This window comes from Streptomyces sp. CWNU-52B (assembly GCF_047444975.1).
Lineage (GTDB): Bacteria > Actinomycetota > Actinomycetes > Streptomycetales > Streptomycetaceae > Streptomyces.
On record NZ_JBLFJV010000005.1, the window covers coordinates 596,866 to 619,428 of the forward strand.

A 22,563-nucleotide genomic window follows, 5' to 3' on the forward strand; every position below is an offset into this window, starting at 1 on the left:
CGCAACAAGGAGCCACGCATGTCGAAGAAACGGCCGGTCGCCGTCGCCCTGGCCGGCGCCCTCTGTCTGGTCACCGCGGCCTGCGCCGACTCGACCGGCACGACCGGCGCGGCGGGCGACGCGTCCGCCGCCGCGGCGAAGTCGGGCTACCCGGTGACCGTCGAGAACTGCGGGGCGACCGAGAAGTTCACCAAGGCGCCCGGCAGGGTGGTCGTCATGAACGGAGCCTCGGTCGCCGAGGTCTCCACCCTGCTCGCCCTCGGCCTCGGCGACAGCATCGTGGCCAACCAGCAGAGCTACGGCAGGTCCGAGGTGCCGGGCCGGGCCGAGGCCATCAAGGCCCTGCCCGACGGAGGGGTCGAGCTCAACGACGCGTACGACGTTCCGCGCGAGGCCATGATCGGGCTGCGCCCCGACCTGGTGCTGTCCACGACCGCCTACGGCTTCGACGGGAAGAACGGCTTCGCCACCCGCGAGCAGCTCAAGGAGGTGGGCGCCGCCACCTACGTCTCCCCGCAGGGCTGCGACCAGGACACCTCGAAGATGACCGTCGAGGACAGCTACACGCTGCTGCGCGACATGGGCAGGATCTTCGGCAAGGACGACCGGGCCGAGCAGCTGATCGCCGCGTCGAAGAAGAGGATCGCCGACGTCACCGCGAAGGTGAAGGGCGAGAAGCGGCCCGAGGTGATGGTCCTCTTCTCCAACATGACCATGGGCGGCAACGACTTCAGCTCGGTCGTCGCCAAGGGCATCTACAACGACATCCTCGCCAAGGCGGGCGGCACCAACGCCTTCGAGTCGGCCTCCAGGACCTCCTTCGCCGACCTGAGCAAGGAGAAGGTGGCCGCCACCGACGTGGACGCGCTCGTCGTCATCGGCTACAACGACCCGAACCCGGCGGCCTACGCCAGGAAACTGCTGAAGGAGTTCCCCCAGTGGCCGGCCGCGAAGAACAACACGTACGTGGCGGTGTCGGACTCGATGTATCTCGGCCCGAGCAACGACCTGGCCGTCGAGAAGATCGCCGAGATGCTGCACCCCGACACGTTCTGAAACCCGACTCCTCTTTCGCCGCCGCCCGGGTTCCCGGCCGGCTGCGGCTGTCGCTCGCGATCGTCGCCCTGCTGGTGCTCCTCGTCGCCGTCATGGTGGTGGCGGTGAGCATTGGGGCGGTGAACATCCCCGTGGCGGACGTCTGGTCGGTCCTCCTGCACCACGTCACCGGCCGCGGGGCCACCGGCGACCCGGCACTGGACCAGATCGTGTGGACCTTCAGAGCACCCCGCGTCGCCCTGGCCGCCCTCGTCGGCGCGGGCCTGGCCGTCGCCGGCGCGGTCCTGCAGACCCTGGTCTCCAACCCCCTGGCCGACCCGGTCGTGCTGGGCTTCTCGTACGGGGCCTCCCTGGGCGCCGTACTGGTCATCACCCTTGGCGGTGCCGCGCTCGGCGGCCTGGGCGGACTCGGCGTGTCCGGCGCGGCGTTCGTCGGCGCCCTGGCGGCCGGGGCCCTGGTCTTCGCCCTCGGGCAGCGCCAGGGCCGGCTGGCCCCGACCCGGCTCGTACTGGCCGGGGTCGCCGTCGGCTACGTCCTGCTGTCGATGACCAGCTTCGTTCAGCTGATGGCGACGCCCACCGAACTGCGTACCGTGATGTTCTGGATGCTGGGCAGCGTCGCCGGTGCCCAGTGGAACCAGGTGCCCACCGTCGCGGTGGTGGTCCTGGCGAGCACCGTCCTGCTGACCCTGTTCGGGAGACGGCTCAACGCCCTGCTGGCCGGCGACGAGTCCGCCACCGCGCTCGGAGTGGACGTCAACAGACTGCGCGCCGCCCTGCTGGTGATCAGCGCCCTGCTCACCGGCACCGTCATCGCCGTGGCGGGCGGGGTCGGCTTCGTCGGACTGATGATCCCTCACCTGGTCCGCCTCACGACCGGCGCCGACCACCGCCGACTGCTGCCCCTGACCGCGCTGCTCGGCGCGGTCTACCTCGTCGCCGTCGACCTGCTCTCCCGCACCCTCACCCGCCCCAACGAACTGCCGCTGGGCATTCTCACGGCCCTGCTCGGCGCCCCCTTCTTCCTGTGGCTGCTGCGCCGCAACAAGGGCTTGGACTCCGTATGAGACTGATCGTGGACCGCCTCCACATCACCCTGGACCGCAGGCCGATCCTCCGCGAGGTGAGCCTGGCGGCCGCCGAGGGCGACATCGTCGGGCTCGTGGGCCCCAACGGCAGTGGGAAGTCGACGCTGTTGCGCACGGTCTACCGCTCGCTGCGCCCGGCCGACGGGGTGGTCCGGGTCGGCGGCGACGACGTGTGGGAGCTGTCCTCGCGTACCGCGGCGTGCCGTACGGCGGCCGTACTCCAGGACGCCGGTACGACGACCGGTCTGAAGGTGACCGAGATCGTCGCCCTGGGACGCACGCCCCACCACGGTCTGCTGGGCCGGGACGGCGCCGAGGACCACCGGGCCGTCGCCGAGGCCGTCGACCGCTGCGGTGTCGGACCCTTCGCGGAGCGGGACTACGCCACCCTGTCCGGCGGCGAACGCCAGCGCGTCCTGCTGGCCCGCGCCCTCGCCCAGCGCCCGCGGCTCCTGGTCCTGGACGAACTCACCAACCACCTGGACATCCGCGCCCGGTTCGAGCTCCTGGACCTGATCCGCAGCACCGGGATCACCACCCTGGCGGCCCTGCACGACCTCGACCTGGCCGCACGGCTCTGCGACCACCTCGTCGTGCTCCACGAGGGCGTGGTGGTGGCGGCGGGTCCGGTCCTGGAGGTCCTGACCCCGGACCTGCTGCAGGAGGTCTTCGGCGTGCGGGGAGAGACGGAGAGACACCCGGACGGTGTCGTCCGCGTCACGTACGCGGCCCAGCCACTGGCGCTCGCCCTGGACCGGGTGGCCGAGCCGGCCGACCTGTGACGGGTGTACCTCGTCCCGCGGCGGATGGATGTGGGGGGTCCGCGGGACGAGGAACTCGGATCCGTATGTGACGGTCAGTCGGTCAGCCGGTCAGCAGCCGTAGTTGACCAGGCTGAACGAGACGTAGTGGTCGGACGTGTAGTAGTCCTCCTGGTTCTCCTCGCCCGTGACGATGCGCCGGGCACCGCGGGTGGACGAGCCAGGCGTGATCACCGTGTACTCGTGGTAGTAGCTGCTGGACTGGCTGGGGAGGATGCCTTCCCGGTTCTGGAAGACGGTGCCGTCCTGCGAGTAGGGGTAGGGACCGCCCTGCTCGATCAGATCCAGCGTGTCGTGCGCCTGGGACGGCAGACTGCCGTAGCAGATGCTGCCGACGGCTGCGGCGGACGTGTCCGACGCGGTGGCGGTGACGGTTCCGCCGACGAGGAGGGCGGACAGGACGGCGGCTGTGGCGCCGATGCGAGTGATCCGTGGGGGGAATCTCATGCCCACAATAATGACGCGCGTAGACGCTGGCATGTCAATGACAACCGCGAAGATTTTCGGCGTCGGTCCGACGACTTCTCGGGAAGTCGACCTCGCGCGGCGCCGGCGAACGAGGTGGCGGTGTGGCGGGCATGTTGGCAGGATGAGCGAGATGTCCGCCGAACTCCCCTTCCCCGACCTTTCCGCCCTCCGTTCCTTCGACCACCGTTCCGCCGCCCGCGACGCCTTGCGCGGTCTGGCGGTGGGTGACGCCTTCGGTGCCCAGTTCTTCGTACCGGAGAACCTTCCAGGGCTGCGGGAACGGCGGTTGCCCCCAGCGCCGTGGCCGTGGACGGACGACACGGAGATGGCCTGCTCGGTCTTCGAGGTCCTGCGCCGGCGCGGCAGCGTGGACCAGTACGACCTGGCACAGGAGTTCGCCCGCCGGCACGACTTCGACCGCGGTTACGGCCCGGCGATGAACCGGCTGTTGCGGCTGGTCCGGGAGGGCGGCAGGTGGCAGGAGCTGGCCGCGGGCCTGTTCGACGGCGAGGGGTCCTGGGGCAACGGGGCCGCGATGCGGGTGGCGCCCCTGGGGGCGTGGTTCGCCGTGGACCTGGCCGAGGCGGCCGCGCAGGCCGGACGGCAGGCACGCGTGACGCACACTCACCCGGAGGCGGCGGCCGGGGCGATCGCGGTCGCGGTGGGAGCGGCCTGCGCGGCCCGCGGCCGGGTGGGCCCGATGACCGGAGCCCAGTTGCTGGCGGCGGTCGAGAAACTGACACCGGCCGGCCGGGTCCGGGCCGGGATCACCGAGGCGCGGGAACTGCTGGGCCAGCCGCACGCCGAGTACGCGGCGCACCGGCTGGGCAACGGACGGCAGGTCAGCGCGGCGGACACGGTGCCCTTCGCCCTGTGGTGCGCGGCCCGGCACCTGGACGACTTCGAGGAGGCGCTGTGGGCGTGCGCGTCGGTGGGCGGGGACGTGGACACGACCTGCGCGATCGTCGGCGGGATCATCGCCGCGCGCGTCGGCACCGAGGGGATCCCCGCGGCGTGGCGCGCGGCGGGCGAAGCGCTCCCGGAGTGGGTGGCGGAGGACGAGCTGGGCGAGGACCTCACCCGCGCGGAGCTGGGCGACGCGGCGACACCGCTGCGCAGGCCCGAGCGGATTCCGGTGCCGGAGCTGGTGCTGACCCCGGGGCAGTGGCAGCGGGTCCGGCACGGCGTGCGGTCGCAGAGCATGGACGAGAAGTGGGACGCGTATCTGGCGGACAACCAGGTGACGCTGCACCGCAGTTGGACCGGGCGCGGCATCTTCCGGGTGGCGATGGTCGAGGACCGGGACGGCTGGCAGCCGGTGGCCGCCTGGGTCGAGTCGGACCCGGAGCTCTACCGCCGAGGCGGTGCCGAGACGGAGAGCGCCTTCCTCGAACTCTTCCTGCGCGCCTGGTACATGGACGACACGCGCCCCGAACTGTGGGAACGCTACAACGACTTGCGCCGCGCGGAACCGCCGGCGGAACAGGGGACCACGGAGGAGGAGAGGGCGCCGGGTGGTGGCCGAGGCAGGTGACGCCGAGGTCGTCGACCGCGGGCCGGCGCCTCGGCCCCTGGGGGACTCCGCCGACGGACTCACGCGCCTCGCGCGCGATCGACGCGGCCGGATGCCCGCCGGAGCACGTGCTGAGGGTCGCCGCCCACGCCTGGGACCTGCGAGGAGCCCAGGCGGCGGGGATGCGAACCGCCTTTGTGCGCGGACCGGCCGACGCGCTGACTCGGACGTGGCGATGCTGTGGGGGTGGGACGGGAGCATGGGACCAGGAGGTCGCCGATGACCGGCATTCATGTGACGGAGTGGGACGAGAGCGGAGGCAAGGGGGCGCCAGCGGTCTTCGTGCACAACATCTTCACCTGGGGCAGTGACGAGACCTACGGGTTCGCGGCGCAGCGGCCGTTGGCCGACCGGCACCGCCTGCTGCTGGCGGACCGTCGCGGGTACGGCCGAAGCCCCGACACCGAGCGCAGTGACTTCGACACCGACGCCGACGACCTGGTGGAGCTGCTCGCGCGGCAGGACGGCGGCGCGCACCTGGTCGGCCACGGCAACGGCGGTCTGGCGGCCGTGCTCGCCGCCGGGCGCCGCCCCGACCTCGTACGCTCCCTCGCCCTGATCCAGCCCTCCGTGTTCTCCGCGGCCGCTCACCACCCGGTGGTCGAGGCGCTGTTGCGCAGGGTGCGGGACGGCTCCGCCGTACCGGAGTCGGTCACCGTCACCCCGGAGCAGTATCTGCGGGCCTCCACCGAAGGGATCGGGATGGTGATGCCCGACCCCACACCGCGGCGGCTGCGGGCCGTGGCCACCTCGATGCGCGAACGCCCGGTGTGGGAGGCGACCGCACCCCTGGAGCCGCTGCGAGCCGCCCCGTGGCCGACGCTGGTGATCTGCGGGACGTGGGAGGACGCGCCGGAGGCGTACCGCGAGCACGTGGGTGAACCGCTGATGGCGTGCGCCGAGGCCCTGGCCGGGACGGTCGGCGCCCGACTGCTGCGCGTGGCCGGCTACTACCCGCACACCCAGCAGCCCGCCGCGGTCAACGCCGCCCTGCGGGAGCTGTGGGGTGAGACGACCGGGACGAACGCGTCTCCAGGGCGGTGAGTCCGGCCGACCTGCACGGCCCCGCCGCGCGGGCGGACCCTGTGGCCGGGCGCCGTGGTCAGGTCGTACGGTCAGGTCGCGCGGGCGCGCAGACGGCGCAGCATGCGCGGGTCCTCGAAACCCACGGAGCGGGCGGCGGCGTCCGTCGTCGCGCCGTGATCGATGAGGTGCTGGGCGCGTTCGAGGCGGAGGGCCTGCTGGTAGCGCAGCGGTGTGAGCCCGGTGGCGCGGCCGAAGAGACGGGTGAGGGTGCGTTCGCTGACGCCGACCGCAGAGGCCAGGGCCGTCAGCGGGAGCGGCCGGTCGAAGTGGGCGTCGATGAGGTTCTGGACCCGGTGCACGGTGTCGTCCAGGTGTGAACGGTGCCTGAGCATCGCGCTGGACTGGGACTCGTGGCCGTTGCGGCGGGCGTAGACGACCATGTCCCGGGCCACCTGGGCGGCCACGGCGGGCCCGTGCCGGGTCGCGATCAGATGCAGGGCCAGATCGATACCGCTGGCGATGCCCGCCGAGGTGATCACGCGGTCGTCGACGGTGAACAGGACGTCCCGTACGACCGTCGCCCGGGGGTGGCGCCGGGCCAGCTCGTCCTGCACGCCGTGGTGGGTGGTGCAGCGCCGGCCGTCGAGCAGGCCGGCCCTGCCGAGCGCCTCCGCCCCGGCGCAGACGCTCGCCACCGTCCCGCCCGCGGCGTGGTGGTCCCGCAGTGCCCGTAGGGAACCGGCCCCGATCGAGGGGCTGTCGGCCGGCGTGCCGACCCGCCAGCCGGGCACCACGATCAGGTCCTCGGGCCCGAGCGCGGGCCAGTCGAGCCCGGCGACCAGCGGCAGTCCCTGCGCGGTGGGGACCTGCGGCCGCTCGGCGACGTAGGAGAGCGTGTACGGGTACCCGAAGTCGGCGGCCGTGGAGAAGGCCTGGGCGGGGCCGGCCAGGTCCAGCAGATGGACGCCGGGCAGCAGGAAGAAGACGATGCGGCTCACGATCCGGTCATCATGCCCGACGCGCTGCCGCGGCCTCCAGTTCGTCGATCGTCGCGATGGTGGCGAAGCGTCCGGCGAGGGCGTACTCGGTGCGCCTGACGACCTCGTCGGCGGGCAGCGTCCGCGGGTCGGCCAGCAGCTCGGCGACGCTCCGGCCGGCGGGAGCGTCACGGTGCGGGATCGGGTCGGTCGCGGTCGCGTCGGTGACGAACGTGACCTCGTATCCGAGGTCGCTCGCGACCCGCGTGGTGGTCTCCACGCACTGCTCGGTGCGGATGCCGCAGACGACGAGTTCGCGGATACCGCGTTCGGTGAGCAGCTGCTGGAGGCCGGTGGTGGTGAAGGCGTTGTGCGAGGTCTTGTGGATCAGCGGCTCCGCCTCCGCCCGGTCCAGTTCCTCCATGAGCCGCACCTGGCCCAGGGCCGGATCGAAGACACCGCCGCTGCCGGGCTCGTGGTGCAGGACCCACACCACCAGGTCCCCGGCCGCGCGGGCGAGCCGGACCAGCCGGTTCACCCGGTCCGCGATCTTCGGTTCGGAGATGGCGGCCCACAGCGGCCGGGCGCGGAAGGACTCCTGGACATCGATGACGATCAGTGCTCTGGTCATGTCCCGAGTCTCTGCGACGCGGGCGGGTGACGACATACCGCATCGGGCCCAGCAGCGGACCGATCCGGTCACCGGGCGGCCACTCGGGCACCCGTGGGTTGGTATCCGCGTCGGCCGGGGGTGAGAGCGCCGTATGTGGCTGACGGGCCGCTGGACGGCGTACGCCCCGCCGTGCGACGTTCGAAGCTGTGGGGTGAACCGGCTGCCGGGGGGCTGGGAATGCTGGTGACGGAGTTCAGTACGGGGGTCGTGGAGGCGCCGGAGCGATTCGGGCTGTGGGAGGAGGCCACGGCACAGTCGCACATGCGCAACCGGTTGCGCAGCGACGAACAGGACGATTTCCGTGCCGGGATGCGCCTCCTGGACCTGGGGGACCTCCAGGTGTCCGCGCTGGCCTACCCGCACCTGGGGATGGCACGGACCGAGAAGCTGATCCGGCAGTCCGACCCGGAGGTCTATCAGATCAACTACCTCGCCGGCGGTGCGGGCGTCGTCTGCTCGAACCGGTATGACGCGGTGCTGCGCACCGGTGACCTGGTGGTGATGGACAGCAGCAGCCCCTACCACGGCGACGTCCGCGCCGACCCGGACACCTGGTCGCATGTCACCCTGCAGCTTCCGCGTGAACTGCTGCCGGTGCCGGAGAGGGCGATGCGGCGGCTGCTCGCCGTGCCGATCGACGGACGCAGCGGCATGGGCGGTGTCTTCGCCCGTTGGCTGGCCGATCTCAACGCGCGCGCCGCCGAGTTCACCCCCGCGGACGTCCCCGCCCTCGCCTCGGTCACCCTGGACCTGCTCGCGTCCGCGGTGTCCCGCTGCCTGGAGACCGAGGCGTCGCTGAGTCCGGAGATCCGCAGAACTGCGCTGCGGGCCCAGATCAGCGCGTTCGTCGAGGAGCGTCTCGCCGACCCGGCCCTCACCCCCCGGGCGATCGCCGACGCCCATCACCTGTCCGTGCGGCGCCTCCAGCAACTGCTCGCCGAGGACGACACCTCGCCGGCTGCCTGGATACGCCACCGCCGGCTGGAGCGCTGCCGACGTGACCTGGGCAACCCCGGTCTGAACCGCCGGCCGGTCCACGTCATCGCCGCCCGTTGGGGCTTCACCGATCCGACGCACTTCAGCCGCCTGTTCCGGGCCGTGTACGGGCTGCCGCCGCGCGACTTCAGGAACCTGTCGTCCCAGGCCTACGCGGATCGTCAAGACCCCTGCGCGGACTGACAAGGCCGGGCGCGGCCGGGCCCGGCATGCTGGGAACACCTCCGTCGGCCGGTCCTCGGTCACGCCGTCCGAACGTGCACGCCGTCACGGCGCCGGTGGATCGGAGCCGCGGGTTCGTCGTGGAGCGGGTCCGCGCCGCGGGTCCGCGCCGAGGACCTGAGCCGCGTACCGGGGCCGTGTGGGTGCCGCGAGACGTCCGTCCGACGGGGAAGGGGGGCCTGCTCCCGTCGGAGGGACAGGGGGAGGGGAGGACGGCCGCCGCCGCCGTCGCACAGGGCGGCGGCCGTCAGCGTGTCCAACTCCGCCGCGGCCGACGGCAGCGGTACGGGGGCGATGCGGGGGCGGCCGGGTACGCACCGGACCCAGCCATCGGCCACCGCACACGGGCCCCGTTGTCGTGCGCCTGACCTCGCACGACGCGCCACGCACCGCTCGGCGGGGCTGAATCGCGTTCTTGTCTCGCCCCCGCCAGGTCCTAGGATCTCGGACAGAAGCACCGGTTCCCTCTTCGGCGGCCGGTCGGCCCGCCCGAGCGGGTCCCACGATCCGGCCCCCAGCCCCCGGGCCCGCAGAGACCACCGAGCCATCTGGGAAACCGGGGCCCGCATCCCGCGATGCGCCGTGCGGGCCCCGGTCCCTCGTCCTCGCGGCCTTTCGAGTTGGGGCGTACTCCCGCGCGTCCCAAGTGCCGTGAGGACGATCCCGCGCGTGGACTCGCATCAGGGGACGATGCGAGTCCACGCGCTTGGCGGCCGCCGTCGTCGCAGACAGGAGACGGCGGCCGCCACACCCCTTGTCCCGGGGTGCGGATGTTCGACTACCCGCGTTCTCAGCCGATTCACAGCCTGTTGCGGCGGCCGGGCGGAAGCGAGTGGTCACGGGGGACCGCGATCATGGCGTACGGTAGAGACATCGCCGCGGGGTGGAGCAGCTCGGTAGCTCGCTGGGCTCATAACCCAGAGGTCGCAGGTTCAAATCCTGTCCCCGCTACTGATGAAGAGGGCCCGGATCCAATGGATCCGGGCCCTCTTGCATGCCACGCGCCGCCTCGGAGGCCGCCGCACGGCTTCCAGGACAGGGTTCCCCGGCCTGGTCCCCGGCAGTTCACGCCTCCGTCAGGCGGATGGAGGCGGTCGGGCAGAGATGAGCCGCCTCACGGACCCTCTCGTGCAGATCCGGTTCCGGAGACGCGGTCAGGAGATCGACCACGCCGTCGTCCTCGCGCTGGTCGAAGACCTCCGGCGCGCTCAGCACACACTGCCCGGCGCCGGCGCATCCCACCTGGTCGACGTCCACCTTCATGACTTCGTCTCCGTTCGTCCGACCGTCGGCTGACAGTCAACAGTGTGAACGGAGTCGATGGTGCCGCACGCCGCGCAGGGCTGTGTCAGGACTCGTCAGGCGACAGTGCGTACAGCTGGGGGAGGTTGACCACGATCGCCTCCTGGGTGCTGCGGGCGATGACGACGACCGCCTCGTCGTCCGGGTCGGGGTTCTCCTCCCGGTGCGGTACGAACGGCGGGACGAAGATGTAGTCGCCGGGGGAGGTGCGCAGCCGTACCTCCCGTGGTCCGTCGCCCGGTTCGTCGTCGACGAAGACGAACTCGGGGTGCCCGCTCACCACGTAGATGGCAGTCTCGGACTCGCCGTGGTGGTGGTCGGAGGAGGCGGTCGAGGGGGCCACATGGGTCTGGCCCATCCACAGCTTCTCCGAGCCGACGGTCCTTCCGCTGACCGCCGCGAACCTGCGCATGCCGCCGCTCTGCGCGGTGTCGCCGTCCAGCGCGTCGGCGCGGATGTGGTGCAGACGGCTGCGCAGTGGCGTGGACGGGTGGTCCGGGGTGTCGTGGAGGTGAGGGTGGAAGCCCTCGCCCGGGGTCGTCAGCGGCTCGCTCATGGCGGCGACGCTAGAGCCGGTGCGAAAAGGATGTCAAGAGGTGTCCATTGCCTTTCACCTGCGGCAATGTTCCCGCAATGTTCGAAACAAGCGGCCGAAGCCCGCCGTGACGCCGACTCCTCAGGCATGATGTGCGCATGCATATTTCCGCGAAGGCGGACTACGCCATGAGGGCGCTGCTGGAGCTCGCCCGCGAACCTTCCCGTCCGCTCACCTGTGAAGTCATGGCCTCCTCGCAGGGGATTCCGTTCCGGTTCCTGAAGTCCGTGGTGGGTGAGTTGCGCAGAGCGGGCCTGGTGCGCAGCCAACGCGGCTGCGAGGGCGGGTACTGGCTCGGCAGGCCCGCCGAGGACATCACCCTGCTGGACGTCACGCGCGCTGTCGACGGCGAGTTGATCACTCTGCGCGGTGAGCCGCTGGCCGGGCTCGACTACCCGGGCCCCGCGAGCGGGTTGCCCGATGTGTGGCGCGAGGTCGAGGCTGGCGCCGCCGCGGTCCTGGGCGGAATGACACTGACCTCGCTGCTGGCCAGGGGGGCGACCGAGGGGTTGGCCCGGCGGGGCGCCGCGTGACAGGCGCACCCCCGCCGACGCCCCCGTCGGCACTGTCGCCGTCGGCGGACGAAGCGGGTGGAGCGGTCGAAGTGGTCGAGTACACCGACCCGTTGTGCCCTTGGGCCTGGGGGTCGGAGCCCGTCTTCCGCAGGTTGCGGGCGGCACTGGACGGCCGGGTCCGGTGGCGGCGGGCGTACGCGATCCTCTTCGACCACGACGACGACCCGCCGCCCGACCCGGCGGCGGAGACCGCCTGGTACGCGCGGTACGTCGAGGAGATCAGCTCGCACAGCCGGGCGCCGCGGGCGGTCCGGCTCAGCCGGATGCCCGCCGGTTCCTGGCCCGCCTCACTCGTCGCCGCAGCCGCCGCGCAGCAGGGCACGGACGTGGCCGAGCGGGTGCTGCGGCGGCTGCGGGAGAGTGTCTTCGTGCTCGGTGAACCGGCGGACACCACCGAGTCGGCCCTGTTCGTGGCCGAGGGCGTCCCGGGCCTGGACGTGCGACGGCTGGCGGCCGACGCCGCGTCCGGGGCGGTGCTGGAGCGCGTGCGCGCCGACCGTCTGGAGGCGCGCCGCCCGGTGGCCGAGACACTCGGTGCGCACGGCGCTTCGCCGCATCCCGGCGCGGCCAAGGAGACCGCCGAGGGCGGGCACCGGTACGCGCTGCCGACGCTGCTCGTCCGGACCGCGGGGGAGTACCGCGTCGTACCCGGCTGGCGGCCCTTCGAGGAGTACGCCGCCGCCGTCGAGGAGTTGAGCCCCGGGCTGGTGACGGTCCCCGCGCCGCTCTCACCGGCCGCCGCGCTGGAGCGCTACCGGAGCCTGACCGATCCGGAGCGGCTGCTGCTGACGCGGGGCCCGTGGCCGCCCCCGGAGGCGGTGCGGGTGGACACGGGCAACGGCCCCCTGTGGCTGCACCCCGACGAGGCCGCGACACACCCCGCCGTCCGCTGACGTGCGGCGGTCCCACGGCTGTGATCTGCGGTCGGGGGCCGTCCGGCCGCCGCCGCGCCGTCACCCTGCCGCCGTCCCGCCCAATGAGACACCAATTGGTGTCCATTGACAGTCGGTTGCGGAAGCCCCCAGGATGAGCACCATGCTTACGACGCACCCCGGTGTGGTGTGCCGCTACGTGGACCTGCGGCGCACCAGCAGCGCACTCTGTCGCTGACCCTTCGCCGCCCTCGGCCCGCAGTCGCCTGACCGCTGCCTCCCGCACTGGCCCGCCCAGTGTCCGGCCGTGCCGCGCTCGCCGCTGTGTCTCAGTCCCCGTGCTCCGTCGCACGTCGTTCTCCGCGTCCCGGCCCCGCCGCCCGCGAAGCCCGTCGACGTCGACCGCCTCCTGCCCTGAGCGCCGTGTGCCCTGCGCGCGCCGCCTCCCACTCCGGCATGCCCACGTCCAGGTCACCCCTGACCGCTCCCGGTCGAGCCTCCGCACGGGGCGGGCCGGCCCCTTCGGACTGCTCGCTCCGTACCGCTCCCTCCGTACTGCTCTGTTCGTACGCTCCTTCCGCTTCGGCCCCGGCCGGGGCCCGCCACAGGAAGAACGAGATGCCCGCTCACCTCATCGCCCGCCGCCCCGGACCGGACCACGGTCCGTCCAGAGGGACAGGCCGCCTGCGGGCCGCAGCCCTCGCGACCGCCTTCGTCGCCGTGCTCACCCCCGTCCTGAGCGCCTGCGGCGGTGACTCCGCAGCCTCGGGGGGCGGCTCCACGCTGAAGTGGACCTCCTCGTACTTCCCGACCCACTGGGACCCGGTCGTCGGGGGCAGCGGCGCGCAGTTCCGTGAACTCGCCCTCGCCTACGCCTCGTTGACCCGCACGGACGAGAGCGGCAAGGCCGTTCCCGACCTCGCCGAGAGCTGGGAGTACAACGACAAGGGCGACGAGGTCACCTTCCACCTGCGCTCCGGCCTGAAGTTCAGCGACGGCGAGCCGGTCGACGCCGCCGCGGTCAAGTCCGCCATCGTGCGGGCGCAGAAGCAGAAGAACTCGGCGCTCTTCGGTGACCTGACCTCCATCGAGTCGGTGGACGCCAACGGCCTGGACGCGGTCCTGCACCTCAGCCAGGTCGACTACCAGATACCCCAGCTGCTCGGTCAGCGCGTCCTCCAGGTCGCCAGCCCGAAGGCCGCGAAGAACCCCGAGAAGCTGGACCAGAACCCGGTCGGCGCGGGCCCGTTCGTCGTCACCCAGGTGATTCCGGGCACCAAGGCGCTCCTGAAGAAGAACCCGGACTACTGGGACGCGAAGAACATCCACATCGACAACGTCGAGCTGACCTCCGCCCCCGACGCCTCCACGGTGGTCTCCGGACTGCAGACCGGCGTCTACAACTTCGCCGACCTGGACCCGAGTCAGGCGTCCGCGGCGAAGAAGGCAGGCCTGGACGTCTTCGTGCAGCCTGGCTTCAACGCCAACAACATCAGCCTCAACGTCAACAAGGCGCCGTTCGACAACGACAAGGTCGTCGACGCCGTACGCCACGCGGTCAACCGCAAGGAGTTCGTCGACAAGCTGACCTTCGGCTACGGCGAGGCGACCGACCAGCCCTTCCCGAAGGGATACGTGGCCTACGACCCGAAGTCGCAGGACGCCTACCCCTACGACCCGGCGAAGTCGAAGAAGCTCCTCGCGGACGCCGGCTTCGAGCCGGGCGACATCAAGCTGAACCTGGTCATCCCGGCGGAGGACCCCCAGGCGGAGATCGTCCAGTCGCAGCTGGCGAAGGTCGGCATCAAGGTCACCATCAAGATCGACAAGAACTGGGCCACCCCGTTCTTCGCGAAGAACCTGACCTTCTCGCTGTACGGGACCACCGGCCGTGACTCGGCGGCGCAGACCCTCACCGCCCACTTCGGCCCCAACGGCCCGCTGAACCTCAGCACGCCCTACGAGCCGGCCGGTTTCGAGGCCGCCATCGCCAAGGTGCGGCAGACCCCGCTGGACTCGCCCGACTACGCGCAGGTGCTGCAGGGGGCGACCCGGGCGGGCCTGGAGAGCAAGGCACTGGTCTTCCTCTACTCGCAGCCCAACCTCATCGCCAAGAGCAAGTCGATCTCCGACCTGCCGAAGAACCCGGCGCACATCGACTGGACCGGCGTGACCATCGGCGGCAACTGACCCCGTCCGGCACGAAGAAGCACGACGGGGACCACCACAGGTCCACGACACAGAGTCCACGACAGAGAGTCCAGGACGCAGAGTCCATGACAGAGAGGGCAATCCCATGACGACGACCGCGGTACAGGCCCCGCCTGCCCGCCGTCGCGGGGTCGTCGTGACCAGGGTGCGGCACACGCTCGGCCGCCTCCTGGTCACCCTGGCCCGGTCGGTCGCGATCTTCGTGCCCGTCTTCCTGGTCGCGACGTTCGTGACGTTCGCGCTGCGGTCGATGAGCGGACTGAGCCCGGCGCGCATCCAGCTGGGCGAGGAGGCGACACCCGAGGCGATCCAGCGGGTCGAGGCACAGTGGGGTCTGGACCGGCCCTTCCTGGTCCAGTACTGGGACTGGTTCACCGGTGTCCTGCACGGGCAGCTCGGCACCAGCTGGACCAACGGCGCCGACATCTCCACGCTCATCGGCCTGGGCCTGGGCGTGAGCCTGTCCGTCGCGACGTTCGCGCTGATCATCGGCATCGTCCTCGGCTTCGCCCTGGGCGCGCTCGCGGCGCTGCGGCGCACCACCTGGATCGACCGGGCCATCACGGGCTTCGTCACCGTGATCTCGGTGATGCCCGCGTTCGTCGTCGGCATCGTGCTGGTCGCCGTCTTCGCCGTGGGACTCCATGTGTTCCCCTCCGCCGGGTACATCCCGGCGGAGCAGGGGCTCGGCCCGTGGCTCGCGCACATCACGCTCCCGGCGCTCGCGCTCAGCTTCGACGTCGTGGCGGACGTGGCGCGCCAGCTCCGCTCCAGTCTCATCGCGGCCTTCCGCGAGAACTACGTGACGGGCGCGGTGGTACGGGGCCTCAGCCCGCGCCGGATCTTCTTCGGCCATGTGCTCCGCAACGGCATCGGCCCCGCCCTGGCCACCCTCGGTCTGAAGTTCCCCTCCCTGGTCGGTGCCTCCGTCATCACGGAGTGGATCTTCGGCCTCCAGGGCTTCGGCAGGTTCGCCAACGACTCCGCCCAGGCCGGCGACGTACCGGCCGTGCAGGGGGTCCTGGTGGTGTCGATCGTCCTGGTCGTCCTCTTCAACCTGATCGTCAACCTGGTGCTGGCACGTGTCACGCCGGCATCCCAGCGGGGGGTGTGACCATGGTGCGCCGCGTCCTCACCCTGACATCCGGCCGGATCGCCGTGGCCATCCTCGTCGTGATCGCGCTCCTGGCCCTCCTCGGTCCGCTGCTCGCCCCGCAGAACCCCCTCGCCACCAGCGACAACACACTCGCGGCGGCTTCGGGATCCCACTGGCTGGGCACCGACTACCTCGGCCGTGACGTGTTCAGCCGGCTCCTGGACGGCTCCCGCGTCAGCGTGCTGGGCTCCCTCGAAGTCGCCCTGACGGCACTGGTCGTCGGAGTGGTCCCGGGCATCCTGTCGGTCTACCTCGGCCGGACCTTCGAATGGATCAGCCTGCGGCTGGCGGACACCCTGGTCGCCCTGCCGTTCCTGCTGTTCGCGGTCGCCGTGATCGCCCTGCTGGGCAACGGTCTCACCCAGGCCATGCTCGTCACGGGCGTCCTGGTCTCCCCGCTCTTCTACCGGGTGTCCCGCGCCGCGACCCTGGCCGTCGCACGCTCCCCGTACGTGGAGGCCGCGCTCATCTCCGGCGCCTCCGTCGGCTGGGTCGTACGCCGCCATGTGTGGGTCAAGGTGCTCCCGCCGATCGCCGTCGCACTGGCCCAGACCGTCGGCGTCGGCTTCATCATCGTGTCGAGCCTGACCTTCCTGGGCATCGGCATCCAGCCGCCCGCGCCCACCTGGGGCGGCCTGCTCGCCTCCGACCTCGGCTACCTCGACTACCAGCCGTGGGCGCCGCTGGCCCCCGCACTGCTGATCATGATCACCGTCTGGGCCAGCAACCTGCTCGCCGACGCGATCCGCGACGTCTCCGGCGAAGCGGGCCGGGCCTTCGTCAACAACCGCAGGGCCCGCGCCAATCGCCTCGACAAGTCCGAGCCCGAGCCCGTATCCACCGGAGGTGCGTGATGACGAAGCTGTCCGAGAAGCTGTCCGAGAACGCCGCTCCCGGCACCGCGCTGAAGACCGCGCCACCCCGCGCGCCCGCCCCGCAGGACGCCCCGGTGCTCACCGTGCGCGACGTACACATCAGCGACCAGGTCACCGACCGCGAGATCGTCCACGGGGTGAGCTTCGAACTCACCCCGGGGAAGACGGTCGGCATCGTCGGCGAGTCGGGCAGCGGCAAGACCCTCACCTGCCGCGCCACGCTGGGCATCCTGCCCCCGCACTTCGAGATCACCGCCGGCTCGATCGAGATCACCGGCACCGACATCGCGGACCTGACCACCCAGCAGTGGACGGCCCTGCGCGGCGCGACGATCAGCGCGGTCTTCCAGGACCCGGCGTCCTATCTCAACCCCTCGATCCGGGTGGGCGCACAGATCGCCGAGGTCATCCGCGTCAAGAAGGGCGTGAAGCGCCGAGAGGCCCGCCACCGAGCCGTCGAACTGCTCCAAGCGGTCCAGCTGCGCGATCCGGAGCTGGTCTACGGCCAGTACACCCACGAACTCTCCGGAGGCATGCTCCAGCGCGTCCTGATCGCGGCCGCGATCGCCGCCGACCCGCGGATCCTCATCGCCGACGAGGCGACGACCGCGCTCGACGTCACGGTCCAGGCCGAGATCCTCGACCTCCTCGCCGAACTGAGCGAACAGGCCGGGCTCGCCCTGGTGGTCGTCTCCCACGACCTGGCCGTCGTCGCCCAGCTGTGCGACGAGGTCCTCGTCATGCGCGAGGGCGAGGTGGTGGAACAGGGCACGACCCAGGAGGTGCTCCACCACCCGCGCCACGCGTACACCCGATTGCTCATCGCCGAGCACGAGAGCTACGGCCTGGACAAGTTCCTCACGCCCCAGGAGGCATCGTGACCACCACGGAGCGGGCGCGGGAGCAGCCGGCCGGCCGTCCCAACGACGAGAGTGCCGTCCTGGAGGTCACCGGCCTCGACGTGCACTACGGAGCGCGCCGGGGGCGCCGCCGCGCGCTGCACGGCGTCTCCCTGAGCGTCGCGCCGGGCGAAACCGTCGGCATCATCGGCGAGACGGGGTCGGGCAAGTCCACCTTCGCCCGCACCGTCCTCGGACTCGTACGCCCCTCGGCGGGCCGGATCGTCATCGGCGGCGAGGACGTCGGCGCGTACGGCACCCGGCAGTGGCGCCGCCTGCGCCGCCGGGGCGTCGTGCAGTACGTTTTCCAGGACCCGCTGCGCAGCCTCGACCCGGACCTCACCGTCGAGGAGTCCCTGATCGAACCGCTGCTCGTGCAGGGCGTCCCGCGTCAGGAGGCGGCCGGCCGGGCCCGTACGTTCCTCGCCCGCGTCCAGCTCACCGAGGAGCTGCTCGACCGCCTGCCGGGCGAGTTGTCGGGCGGTCAGCGCCAACGGGTCGCGGTGGCGCGGGCGTTGGTCACCGAGCCGAAGCTGGTCATCCTCGACGAGCCGGTCAGCGCCCTCGACTCCGCCAACCGCGTCCAGATCCTGCAGATCCTCAAGGACCTGCGCGCCGAGGGTGTGGCCCTCGTCTTCATCTCCCACGACCTGGGGTCCGTCGCCGGCGTCGCCGACCGTATCGCGGTCCTCTACCAGGGCGAGCTCGTCGAGGTCGGCGCCGCCCGCGACGTCATCACCGATCCCCGGCACGTCTACACCCGTCTGCTCGTCGGCTCCGCGCCCACCCTGCGGACGGCGTCGGCCGACCGGTCCGAACGTGACCGCCTGCGCGCGCTGCTGCACGCCTGAGCACGTCACCCGCCCGCCGAGCCGCCGAGCCGCCGAGCCGCCGAGCCGTCACGCCGCTCAGTCACCGAGTCACCGAGCCATCGAGTCGCTGAGACATCGAGACGTTCGAACCACCGAGAGGAATCCGTATGTCCCGCACGATCCACCTCGCGCTGCACCCCTATGGGGTCGGCGGCCCCGGCCAGCACGGTCTCTGGAAGGACCCGCGGGTCGCGAAGAACGCCAGCATCGACATCAACTACTACATCGCCCAGGCCAAGGCGGCCGAACACGCCCTCTTCGACGCCCTGTTCGTCGTCGACAGCCAGTTCATCAACGCGACCTACCCGGCGCACTACCTCAACCGGCTCGAACCGCTCACGCTGCTGTCCGCGGTCGCCACCCACACCCGGCACATCGGCCTGGTCGGCACGGCCAGTTCGACGTACAACTCGCCGTTCAACCTCGCCCGCCGCTTCGCCTCCCTCGACCACATCAGCGGGGGCCGGGCCGGCTGGAACGTGGTGACCAGCTTCGACACCGGCACCTCCAAGAACTACGGGCTCGACGAACACCTCGACTACTCCACCCGCTACGGCAGGGCGCTGGAGTTCGTCCAGGTCGCCCGGGGCCTGTGGGACTCCTACGAGGACGACGCGTTCCCCGCCGACGTCGAGCGCGGCGTCTTCCTCGACCCCGCCAAGCTGCACGAACTGGGCCACGAGGGCGAGCACTTCAAGGTGGCGGGCCCGCTCAACCTGTCCCGTTCGCCGCAGGGCCAGCCGGTGATCTTCCAGGCCGGGGTCTCCGAGGAGGGCCGCGACCTCGCCGCGCGGGTCGCCGAGGGCATCTACGCGCCGGGCGGCTCGCTGCAGCAGGCGCAGGACTACTACGCCGACATCAAGAAGCGCACCGCCTCCTACGGCCGCGACCCCGAGCACATCAAGATCTTCATCCACGGCGGGCCCGTGGTCGCCGCCACCGACGAGGCGGCGAAGCTCCGCGAGCGGGAGATCTTCGAGGAGGACAACGACTTCGACCGCCACCTCGCGCTCCTGGGCCGCTCCTTCGGCGCGTACGACTTCAGCGTGCACGACCTGGACGCCCCCTTCCCCGACGTGGCGCACCTCGCCGAGAAGGGCGGCCGCACCGGCGCGGCCAAGCTGATCGAGCGGGCCACGGCGGAGAACCTGACCCTGCGTCAAGTCGCGCAGTCCGTCAGCGAGTTCCGCCGCTCACCGTTCGTCGGAGCGCCCGGAACCGTCGCCGACACCATCGAGAAGTGGTTCGACGCCGGCACCTTCGACGGCATCAACCTCGCCTTCCGCACCAACGACGAACTGGAACTCTTCGTCGACGGCGTCGTGCCGATCCTCCAGAAGCGCGGACTGTTCCGCACCGAGTACGCGGCCGACACCCTGCGCGGCAACCTGGGCCTGCCGATCCCCGCCAACCGCCACACCCACGAGTCCCCCCTCGTGGACCACTGAGGGACACGACGATGAGTGAACTGTCGGTGACGGGCGGGCGAGACGTCCACACGGTCCGGTTCCCGGCCGCCACCCCGCCGGACACGGTGGACGTGCTGATCGTCGGCGCGGGCCCCGTCGGCCTCTCCGCCGCCGTCGAGCTGACCGCACGCGGCCTCCACGTGGCTGTCGTGGACCGCGCCCGCACCGCCACCCTGGTACGGGCCGGCGCGATGGGACACACCCCGCGCGTGGTCGAGCACTTCCGCCGCTGGGGTCTGCTCCAGCGCATCCGGGACGCCTGGACCTACCCGCCGGAGTGGAACCAGGGCACCAGGCTGGTCACCTCGCTGGCCGGACATGAGCTGGTCCCCGTGCCGCGCCCCTCGTTCAGCGGGCGGGGCCACAGCACGGCGTACGCGTCGGAGGAAGCCCTGCGCCGACCGCAGACCGTGCTGCAACAGGTCTTCCTGGACCGCCTGCGCGAACAGGGCGTGAGCGTCGCGGGCGGCTGGGAACTGCGGGGCCTGCGCGAGTACGCCGACGGCGTCGAAGCCGAGGTCGGCGGGGTCGACTCCGGTGAGCGCCGCACCGTCCGCGCCGCCTATGTCCTGGGCGCCGACGGGGGCAGCAGCACCACCCGACGGCTGGCCGGCATCGACCGCGAGGGCGAGCACGCCACCGAGAAGCGGCTGCGGCTCATCGTCCGCACCGGCGACATCAGCGAGCGGGTCGGAGCCGCGCCGAGCGGCAGCAACATCGTCGTCAACCCGAAGGCGTCCGGCTTCCTCGCGGCCGTGAGCACCCGTGAATGGCGGGTGTACGCAGGCCCGTACCCGCTCGCCCACGAACCCACGGAGGAGGAGCTGCTGGACATCGCCCGTGCCGCGTTCGGGTTCGACCTGGACCTCGAACTGGTGTCGGCCACGACCTTCTACCACGCCACCCGTATCGCCGAGACGTTCCACCGCGGCCGGGTCCTGCTGGCCGGCGACGCCGCCCATGTGCGGACACCCGGCGGCAACCTCGGCGAGGGCTTCGGGGACGTGGTCAACCTCGGCTGGAAGCTGGCCGCGGTGATCGGCGGCCACGCTCCGCGCACGCTGCTCGACTCCTACGACGAGGAGCGCCGCCGGCACAACTGGCGGATCGCCGACCACTCCCTCCAGCGGGCCCGACGCACCCAGGCCACCCTCGCGGAGATCCGCCGCGGCGGCATCCCCGACGACGCCGACCTGGGTCCCGAGGCGGTGCGCCGCCGCAAGGAGATCGGCGAACGGCTGAGCCGGGACCGGAACCCGGCGGCGGGTGTCACCTTCGACGAGCGCTACGACGCGTCGACCGCCATCTGGTACGAACCCGGCCAGCTGGACTCCGAGCCCCGCTGGCGCGCGGACCACTACGAGGACGACCCACGACCGGGGCACCGGGCACCCGACGGACACGTCGATCCGTACGGCGGCACACTCCACGACCGCACCGGCACCTCACTGGCGCTCCTCGTGCTCACCGAGGACCGCGCCGTGGAGGCGGCCTTCGCCGCCGAGGCCGCGGCCCGCGCGCTGCCCTTCGCCGTCATCCACCTCACCCACCCCGAAGCCCGCGCGCTCTACGGCACCGGCAACGTCCTCGTACGCCCCGACCAGCACATCGCCTGGCGCGGCACGGAACTGCCCGACGGCGGTGCCGGCGCGGTCCTCGACCGGGTCCTGGGCGCCGCACCGCACGGAACCGGCGCCCCTGGCCCCGTCACGGCGGGCAGCGCCGCGGCGGCCGGTGCCCCGGCACGCGGGTGAGGGGCCGTCACCGTCCCGGCACCGTCCGACCCCTGGAAGGCCAGCACCCCATGACCATCGAGACAGCGCCACGCTTCAGACTCGGCTTCCTCACCCATGTGCAGGGCCGGGGCGACGACCTGGCCCGGACCTACCGCGACGCGGCCGAACTCTTCGTCGTCGCCGACGAACTCGGCTTCGACGTCGGCTGGGTCGCCCAGCACCATGTCTCCCACAGCGGTGGCGGCCTCTCCTCCCCGTGGACGTTCCTCGCCCACGCCGCCGCGCGGACCACCCGCATCCGGCTCGGCACGGCCATCACGGTCCTGCCGCTGGAGGACCCGGTCCGCCTCGCCGAGGACGTCTCCGTCGTCGACACCCTGAGCGGCGGCCGCGTCGAGGTGGGCGTCGGCAGCGGCTACAGCGAGGTGGAGTACGCCGCGTTCGGCCAGGACCCCGCCCGCAAGCGCGAGCTGACCACCGAGAACCTCGCGGTGCTGCGCCGGGCACTGGCCAACGACGAGGTCCGTACGCCCGGTTTCCGCATCCAGCCCGCGGCCGGGGACTTCACCGACCGGATCTGGCAGGGCGTCTTCAGCGAACCCGGCGCACGGCACGCCGCCGCCGGCGGCTCGAACCTGCTGCTCAACCGTGCGGCGTACGGGTTCGACGCACCCACCGACGCGATACAGCGGCCCTGGGCCGACACGTTCCTCGACACGTGGGACCGGCCACGCCGCCCGCGGATCGGGCTGTCCCGGTTCCTGTTCCCGGCGAAGGACCGGCGTACGGCCCTGAGGCACATCGGTGACGACGTCCACCGGGCCGCGCTGCGCATGGCGGAGAGCGGCGCCTTCCCCAAGGACCTCGCCCCGGAGGAGGCGCTGCGCCGCTTCCACTGCTTCTACGGCTCGACCGAGGAGATCGTCGCGGAGCTGCGCCAGGAGAAGGTGCTGCCGCTCGCGACCGACCTGATCACCCAGTTCAACCCCGCCGTCCTCGACCACGACACCGCCGTCCGCGCCCTCGAACTCATCGCGACCGAGGTGGCACCCGCCCTGGGCTGGAAGCCCGCGACCGACCCCGTACCCGCAGGAGTCTGAG

Annotated in this window: 21 protein-coding genes and 1 tRNA gene; 17 read left to right on the forward strand and 5 right to left on the reverse strand. The window is 71.8% G+C overall.

Annotation, left to right across the window (positions count from 1 at the left end; translation table 11 throughout):
- The first annotated feature begins 18 nt into the window (after positions 1 to 18).
- From ACLVWQ_RS05500 to ACLVWQ_RS05510, 3 genes are all read left to right on the forward strand, one after another.
- The gene (locus tag ACLVWQ_RS05500) at positions 19 to 1,056 is read left to right on the forward strand and encodes an ABC transporter substrate-binding protein (RefSeq protein WP_414107007.1); all 1,038 of its coding nucleotides are present in this window, start codon (positions 19 to 21) and stop codon (positions 1,054 to 1,056) included.
- A 92-nt stretch (positions 1,057 to 1,148) separates the two neighbouring features.
- On the forward strand, positions 1,149 to 2,123 hold the full coding sequence (locus ACLVWQ_RS05505) for a FecCD family ABC transporter permease (RefSeq protein WP_414107405.1): 975 nt from the start codon (positions 1,149 to 1,151) through the stop codon (positions 2,121 to 2,123).
- A complete protein-coding gene (locus ACLVWQ_RS05510) occupies positions 2,120 to 2,926 on the forward strand; it encodes an ABC transporter ATP-binding protein (RefSeq protein ID WP_414107008.1) in 807 nt (268 codons plus the stop codon). The genes ACLVWQ_RS05505 and ACLVWQ_RS05510 overlap by 4 nt, the downstream gene beginning before the upstream one ends.
- 90 nt (positions 2,927 to 3,016) lie before the next feature.
- On the opposite strand, the gene ACLVWQ_RS05515 is transcribed toward ACLVWQ_RS05510, so the two are convergent.
- Complete coding sequence (locus ACLVWQ_RS05515) at positions 3,017 to 3,412, reverse strand: ribonuclease domain-containing protein (protein WP_414107009.1); 396 nt, start codon at positions 3,410 to 3,412, stop codon at positions 3,017 to 3,019.
- Positions 3,413 to 3,554: 142 nt separating this feature from the next.
- Here ACLVWQ_RS05515 and ACLVWQ_RS05520 point away from each other — a divergent pair, with 142 nt between their 5' ends.
- Together ACLVWQ_RS05520 and ACLVWQ_RS05525 are read left to right on the forward strand one after the other, a co-directional pair.
- Positions 3,555 to 4,967: an ADP-ribosylglycohydrolase family protein gene (locus ACLVWQ_RS05520; RefSeq protein WP_414107010.1), complete on the forward strand. Its 1,413-nt coding sequence runs from the start codon at positions 3,555 to 3,557 to the stop codon at positions 4,965 to 4,967.
- 258 nt (positions 4,968 to 5,225) lie between these two features.
- Entirely contained in the window at positions 5,226 to 6,050 is an 825-nt protein-coding gene (locus tag ACLVWQ_RS05525; RefSeq protein WP_414107011.1) for an alpha/beta fold hydrolase, read from the forward strand.
- Between the two features lie 71 nt (positions 6,051 to 6,121).
- On the opposite strand, the gene ACLVWQ_RS05530 is transcribed toward ACLVWQ_RS05525, so the two are convergent.
- Together ACLVWQ_RS05530 and ACLVWQ_RS05535 are read right to left on the reverse strand one after the other, a co-directional pair.
- Complete coding sequence (locus ACLVWQ_RS05530; RefSeq protein ID WP_414107012.1) at positions 6,122 to 7,030, reverse strand: GlxA family transcriptional regulator; 909 nt, start codon at positions 7,028 to 7,030, stop codon at positions 6,122 to 6,124.
- Positions 7,031 to 7,040: 10 nt separating this feature from the next.
- Complete coding sequence (locus tag ACLVWQ_RS05535) at positions 7,041 to 7,640, reverse strand: cysteine hydrolase family protein (protein ID WP_414107013.1); 600 nt, start codon at positions 7,638 to 7,640, stop codon at positions 7,041 to 7,043.
- 219 nt (positions 7,641 to 7,859) lie between these two features.
- On the opposite strand from ACLVWQ_RS05535, the gene ACLVWQ_RS05540 reads away from it, so the two are divergent.
- Positions 7,860 to 8,861 carry a helix-turn-helix domain-containing protein gene (locus ACLVWQ_RS05540; RefSeq protein ID WP_414107406.1) on the forward strand — a complete coding sequence of 334 codons (1,002 nt, stop codon included), beginning with the start codon at positions 7,860 to 7,862 and terminating at the stop codon, positions 8,859 to 8,861.
- Positions 8,862 to 9,777: 916 nt separating this feature from the next.
- Positions 9,778 to 9,851 (forward strand) — tRNA-Met (locus ACLVWQ_RS05545).
- Between the two features lie 114 nt (positions 9,852 to 9,965).
- Here ACLVWQ_RS05545 and ACLVWQ_RS05550 read toward each other — a convergent pair.
- Entirely contained in the window at positions 9,966 to 10,163 is a 198-nt protein-coding gene (locus ACLVWQ_RS05550) for a ferredoxin (protein WP_414107014.1), read from the reverse strand.
- Between the two features lie 85 nt (positions 10,164 to 10,248).
- A complete protein-coding gene (locus ACLVWQ_RS05555; protein ID WP_414107015.1) occupies positions 10,249 to 10,758 on the reverse strand; it encodes a cupin domain-containing protein in 510 nt (169 codons plus the stop codon).
- A gap of 137 nt (positions 10,759 to 10,895) precedes the next feature.
- Between ACLVWQ_RS05555 and ACLVWQ_RS05560 the strand changes: the two genes are divergently transcribed.
- From ACLVWQ_RS05560 to ACLVWQ_RS05605, 10 genes are all read left to right on the forward strand, one after another.
- Entirely contained in the window at positions 10,896 to 11,330 is a 435-nt protein-coding gene (locus ACLVWQ_RS05560) for an RrF2 family transcriptional regulator (protein WP_414107016.1), read from the forward strand.
- The gene (locus ACLVWQ_RS05565; RefSeq protein WP_414107017.1) at positions 11,327 to 12,265 is read left to right on the forward strand and encodes a DsbA family oxidoreductase; all 939 of its coding nucleotides are present in this window, start codon (positions 11,327 to 11,329) and stop codon (positions 12,263 to 12,265) included. The genes ACLVWQ_RS05560 and ACLVWQ_RS05565 overlap by 4 nt, the downstream gene beginning before the upstream one ends.
- Positions 12,266 to 12,862: 597 nt before the next feature.
- The gene (locus ACLVWQ_RS05570) at positions 12,863 to 14,434 is read left to right on the forward strand and encodes an ABC transporter substrate-binding protein (protein WP_414107018.1); all 1,572 of its coding nucleotides are present in this window, start codon (positions 12,863 to 12,865) and stop codon (positions 14,432 to 14,434) included.
- Between the two features lie 106 nt (positions 14,435 to 14,540).
- Complete coding sequence (locus tag ACLVWQ_RS05575) at positions 14,541 to 15,569, forward strand: ABC transporter permease (protein ID WP_414107019.1); 1,029 nt, start codon at positions 14,541 to 14,543, stop codon at positions 15,567 to 15,569.
- Between the two features lie 2 nt (positions 15,570 to 15,571).
- Positions 15,572 to 16,465 carry an ABC transporter permease gene (locus tag ACLVWQ_RS05580; protein ID WP_414107020.1) on the forward strand — a complete coding sequence of 298 codons (894 nt, stop codon included), beginning with the start codon at positions 15,572 to 15,574 and terminating at the stop codon, positions 16,463 to 16,465.
- Positions 16,465 to 17,367: an ABC transporter ATP-binding protein gene (locus tag ACLVWQ_RS05585; protein WP_414107021.1), complete on the forward strand. Its 903-nt coding sequence runs from the start codon at positions 16,465 to 16,467 to the stop codon at positions 17,365 to 17,367. The genes ACLVWQ_RS05580 and ACLVWQ_RS05585 overlap by 1 nt, the downstream gene beginning before the upstream one ends.
- Positions 17,364 to 18,236, forward strand: a complete 873-nt coding sequence (locus ACLVWQ_RS05590) for an ABC transporter ATP-binding protein (RefSeq protein ID WP_414107022.1) — start codon at positions 17,364 to 17,366, stop codon at positions 18,234 to 18,236. The genes ACLVWQ_RS05585 and ACLVWQ_RS05590 overlap by 4 nt, the downstream gene beginning before the upstream one ends.
- Positions 18,237 to 18,364: 128 nt before the next feature.
- Positions 18,365 to 19,705, forward strand: a complete 1,341-nt coding sequence (locus tag ACLVWQ_RS05595) for an LLM class flavin-dependent oxidoreductase (RefSeq protein ID WP_414107023.1) — start codon at positions 18,365 to 18,367, stop codon at positions 19,703 to 19,705.
- 11 nt (positions 19,706 to 19,716) lie between these two features.
- Complete coding sequence (locus tag ACLVWQ_RS05600; protein WP_414107024.1) at positions 19,717 to 21,480, forward strand: FAD-dependent oxidoreductase; 1,764 nt, start codon at positions 19,717 to 19,719, stop codon at positions 21,478 to 21,480.
- 50 nt (positions 21,481 to 21,530) lie between these two features.
- Positions 21,531 to 22,562, forward strand: a complete 1,032-nt coding sequence (locus ACLVWQ_RS05605; protein ID WP_414107025.1) for an LLM class flavin-dependent oxidoreductase — start codon at positions 21,531 to 21,533, stop codon at positions 22,560 to 22,562.
- Position 22,563: the final 1 nt, after the last annotated feature.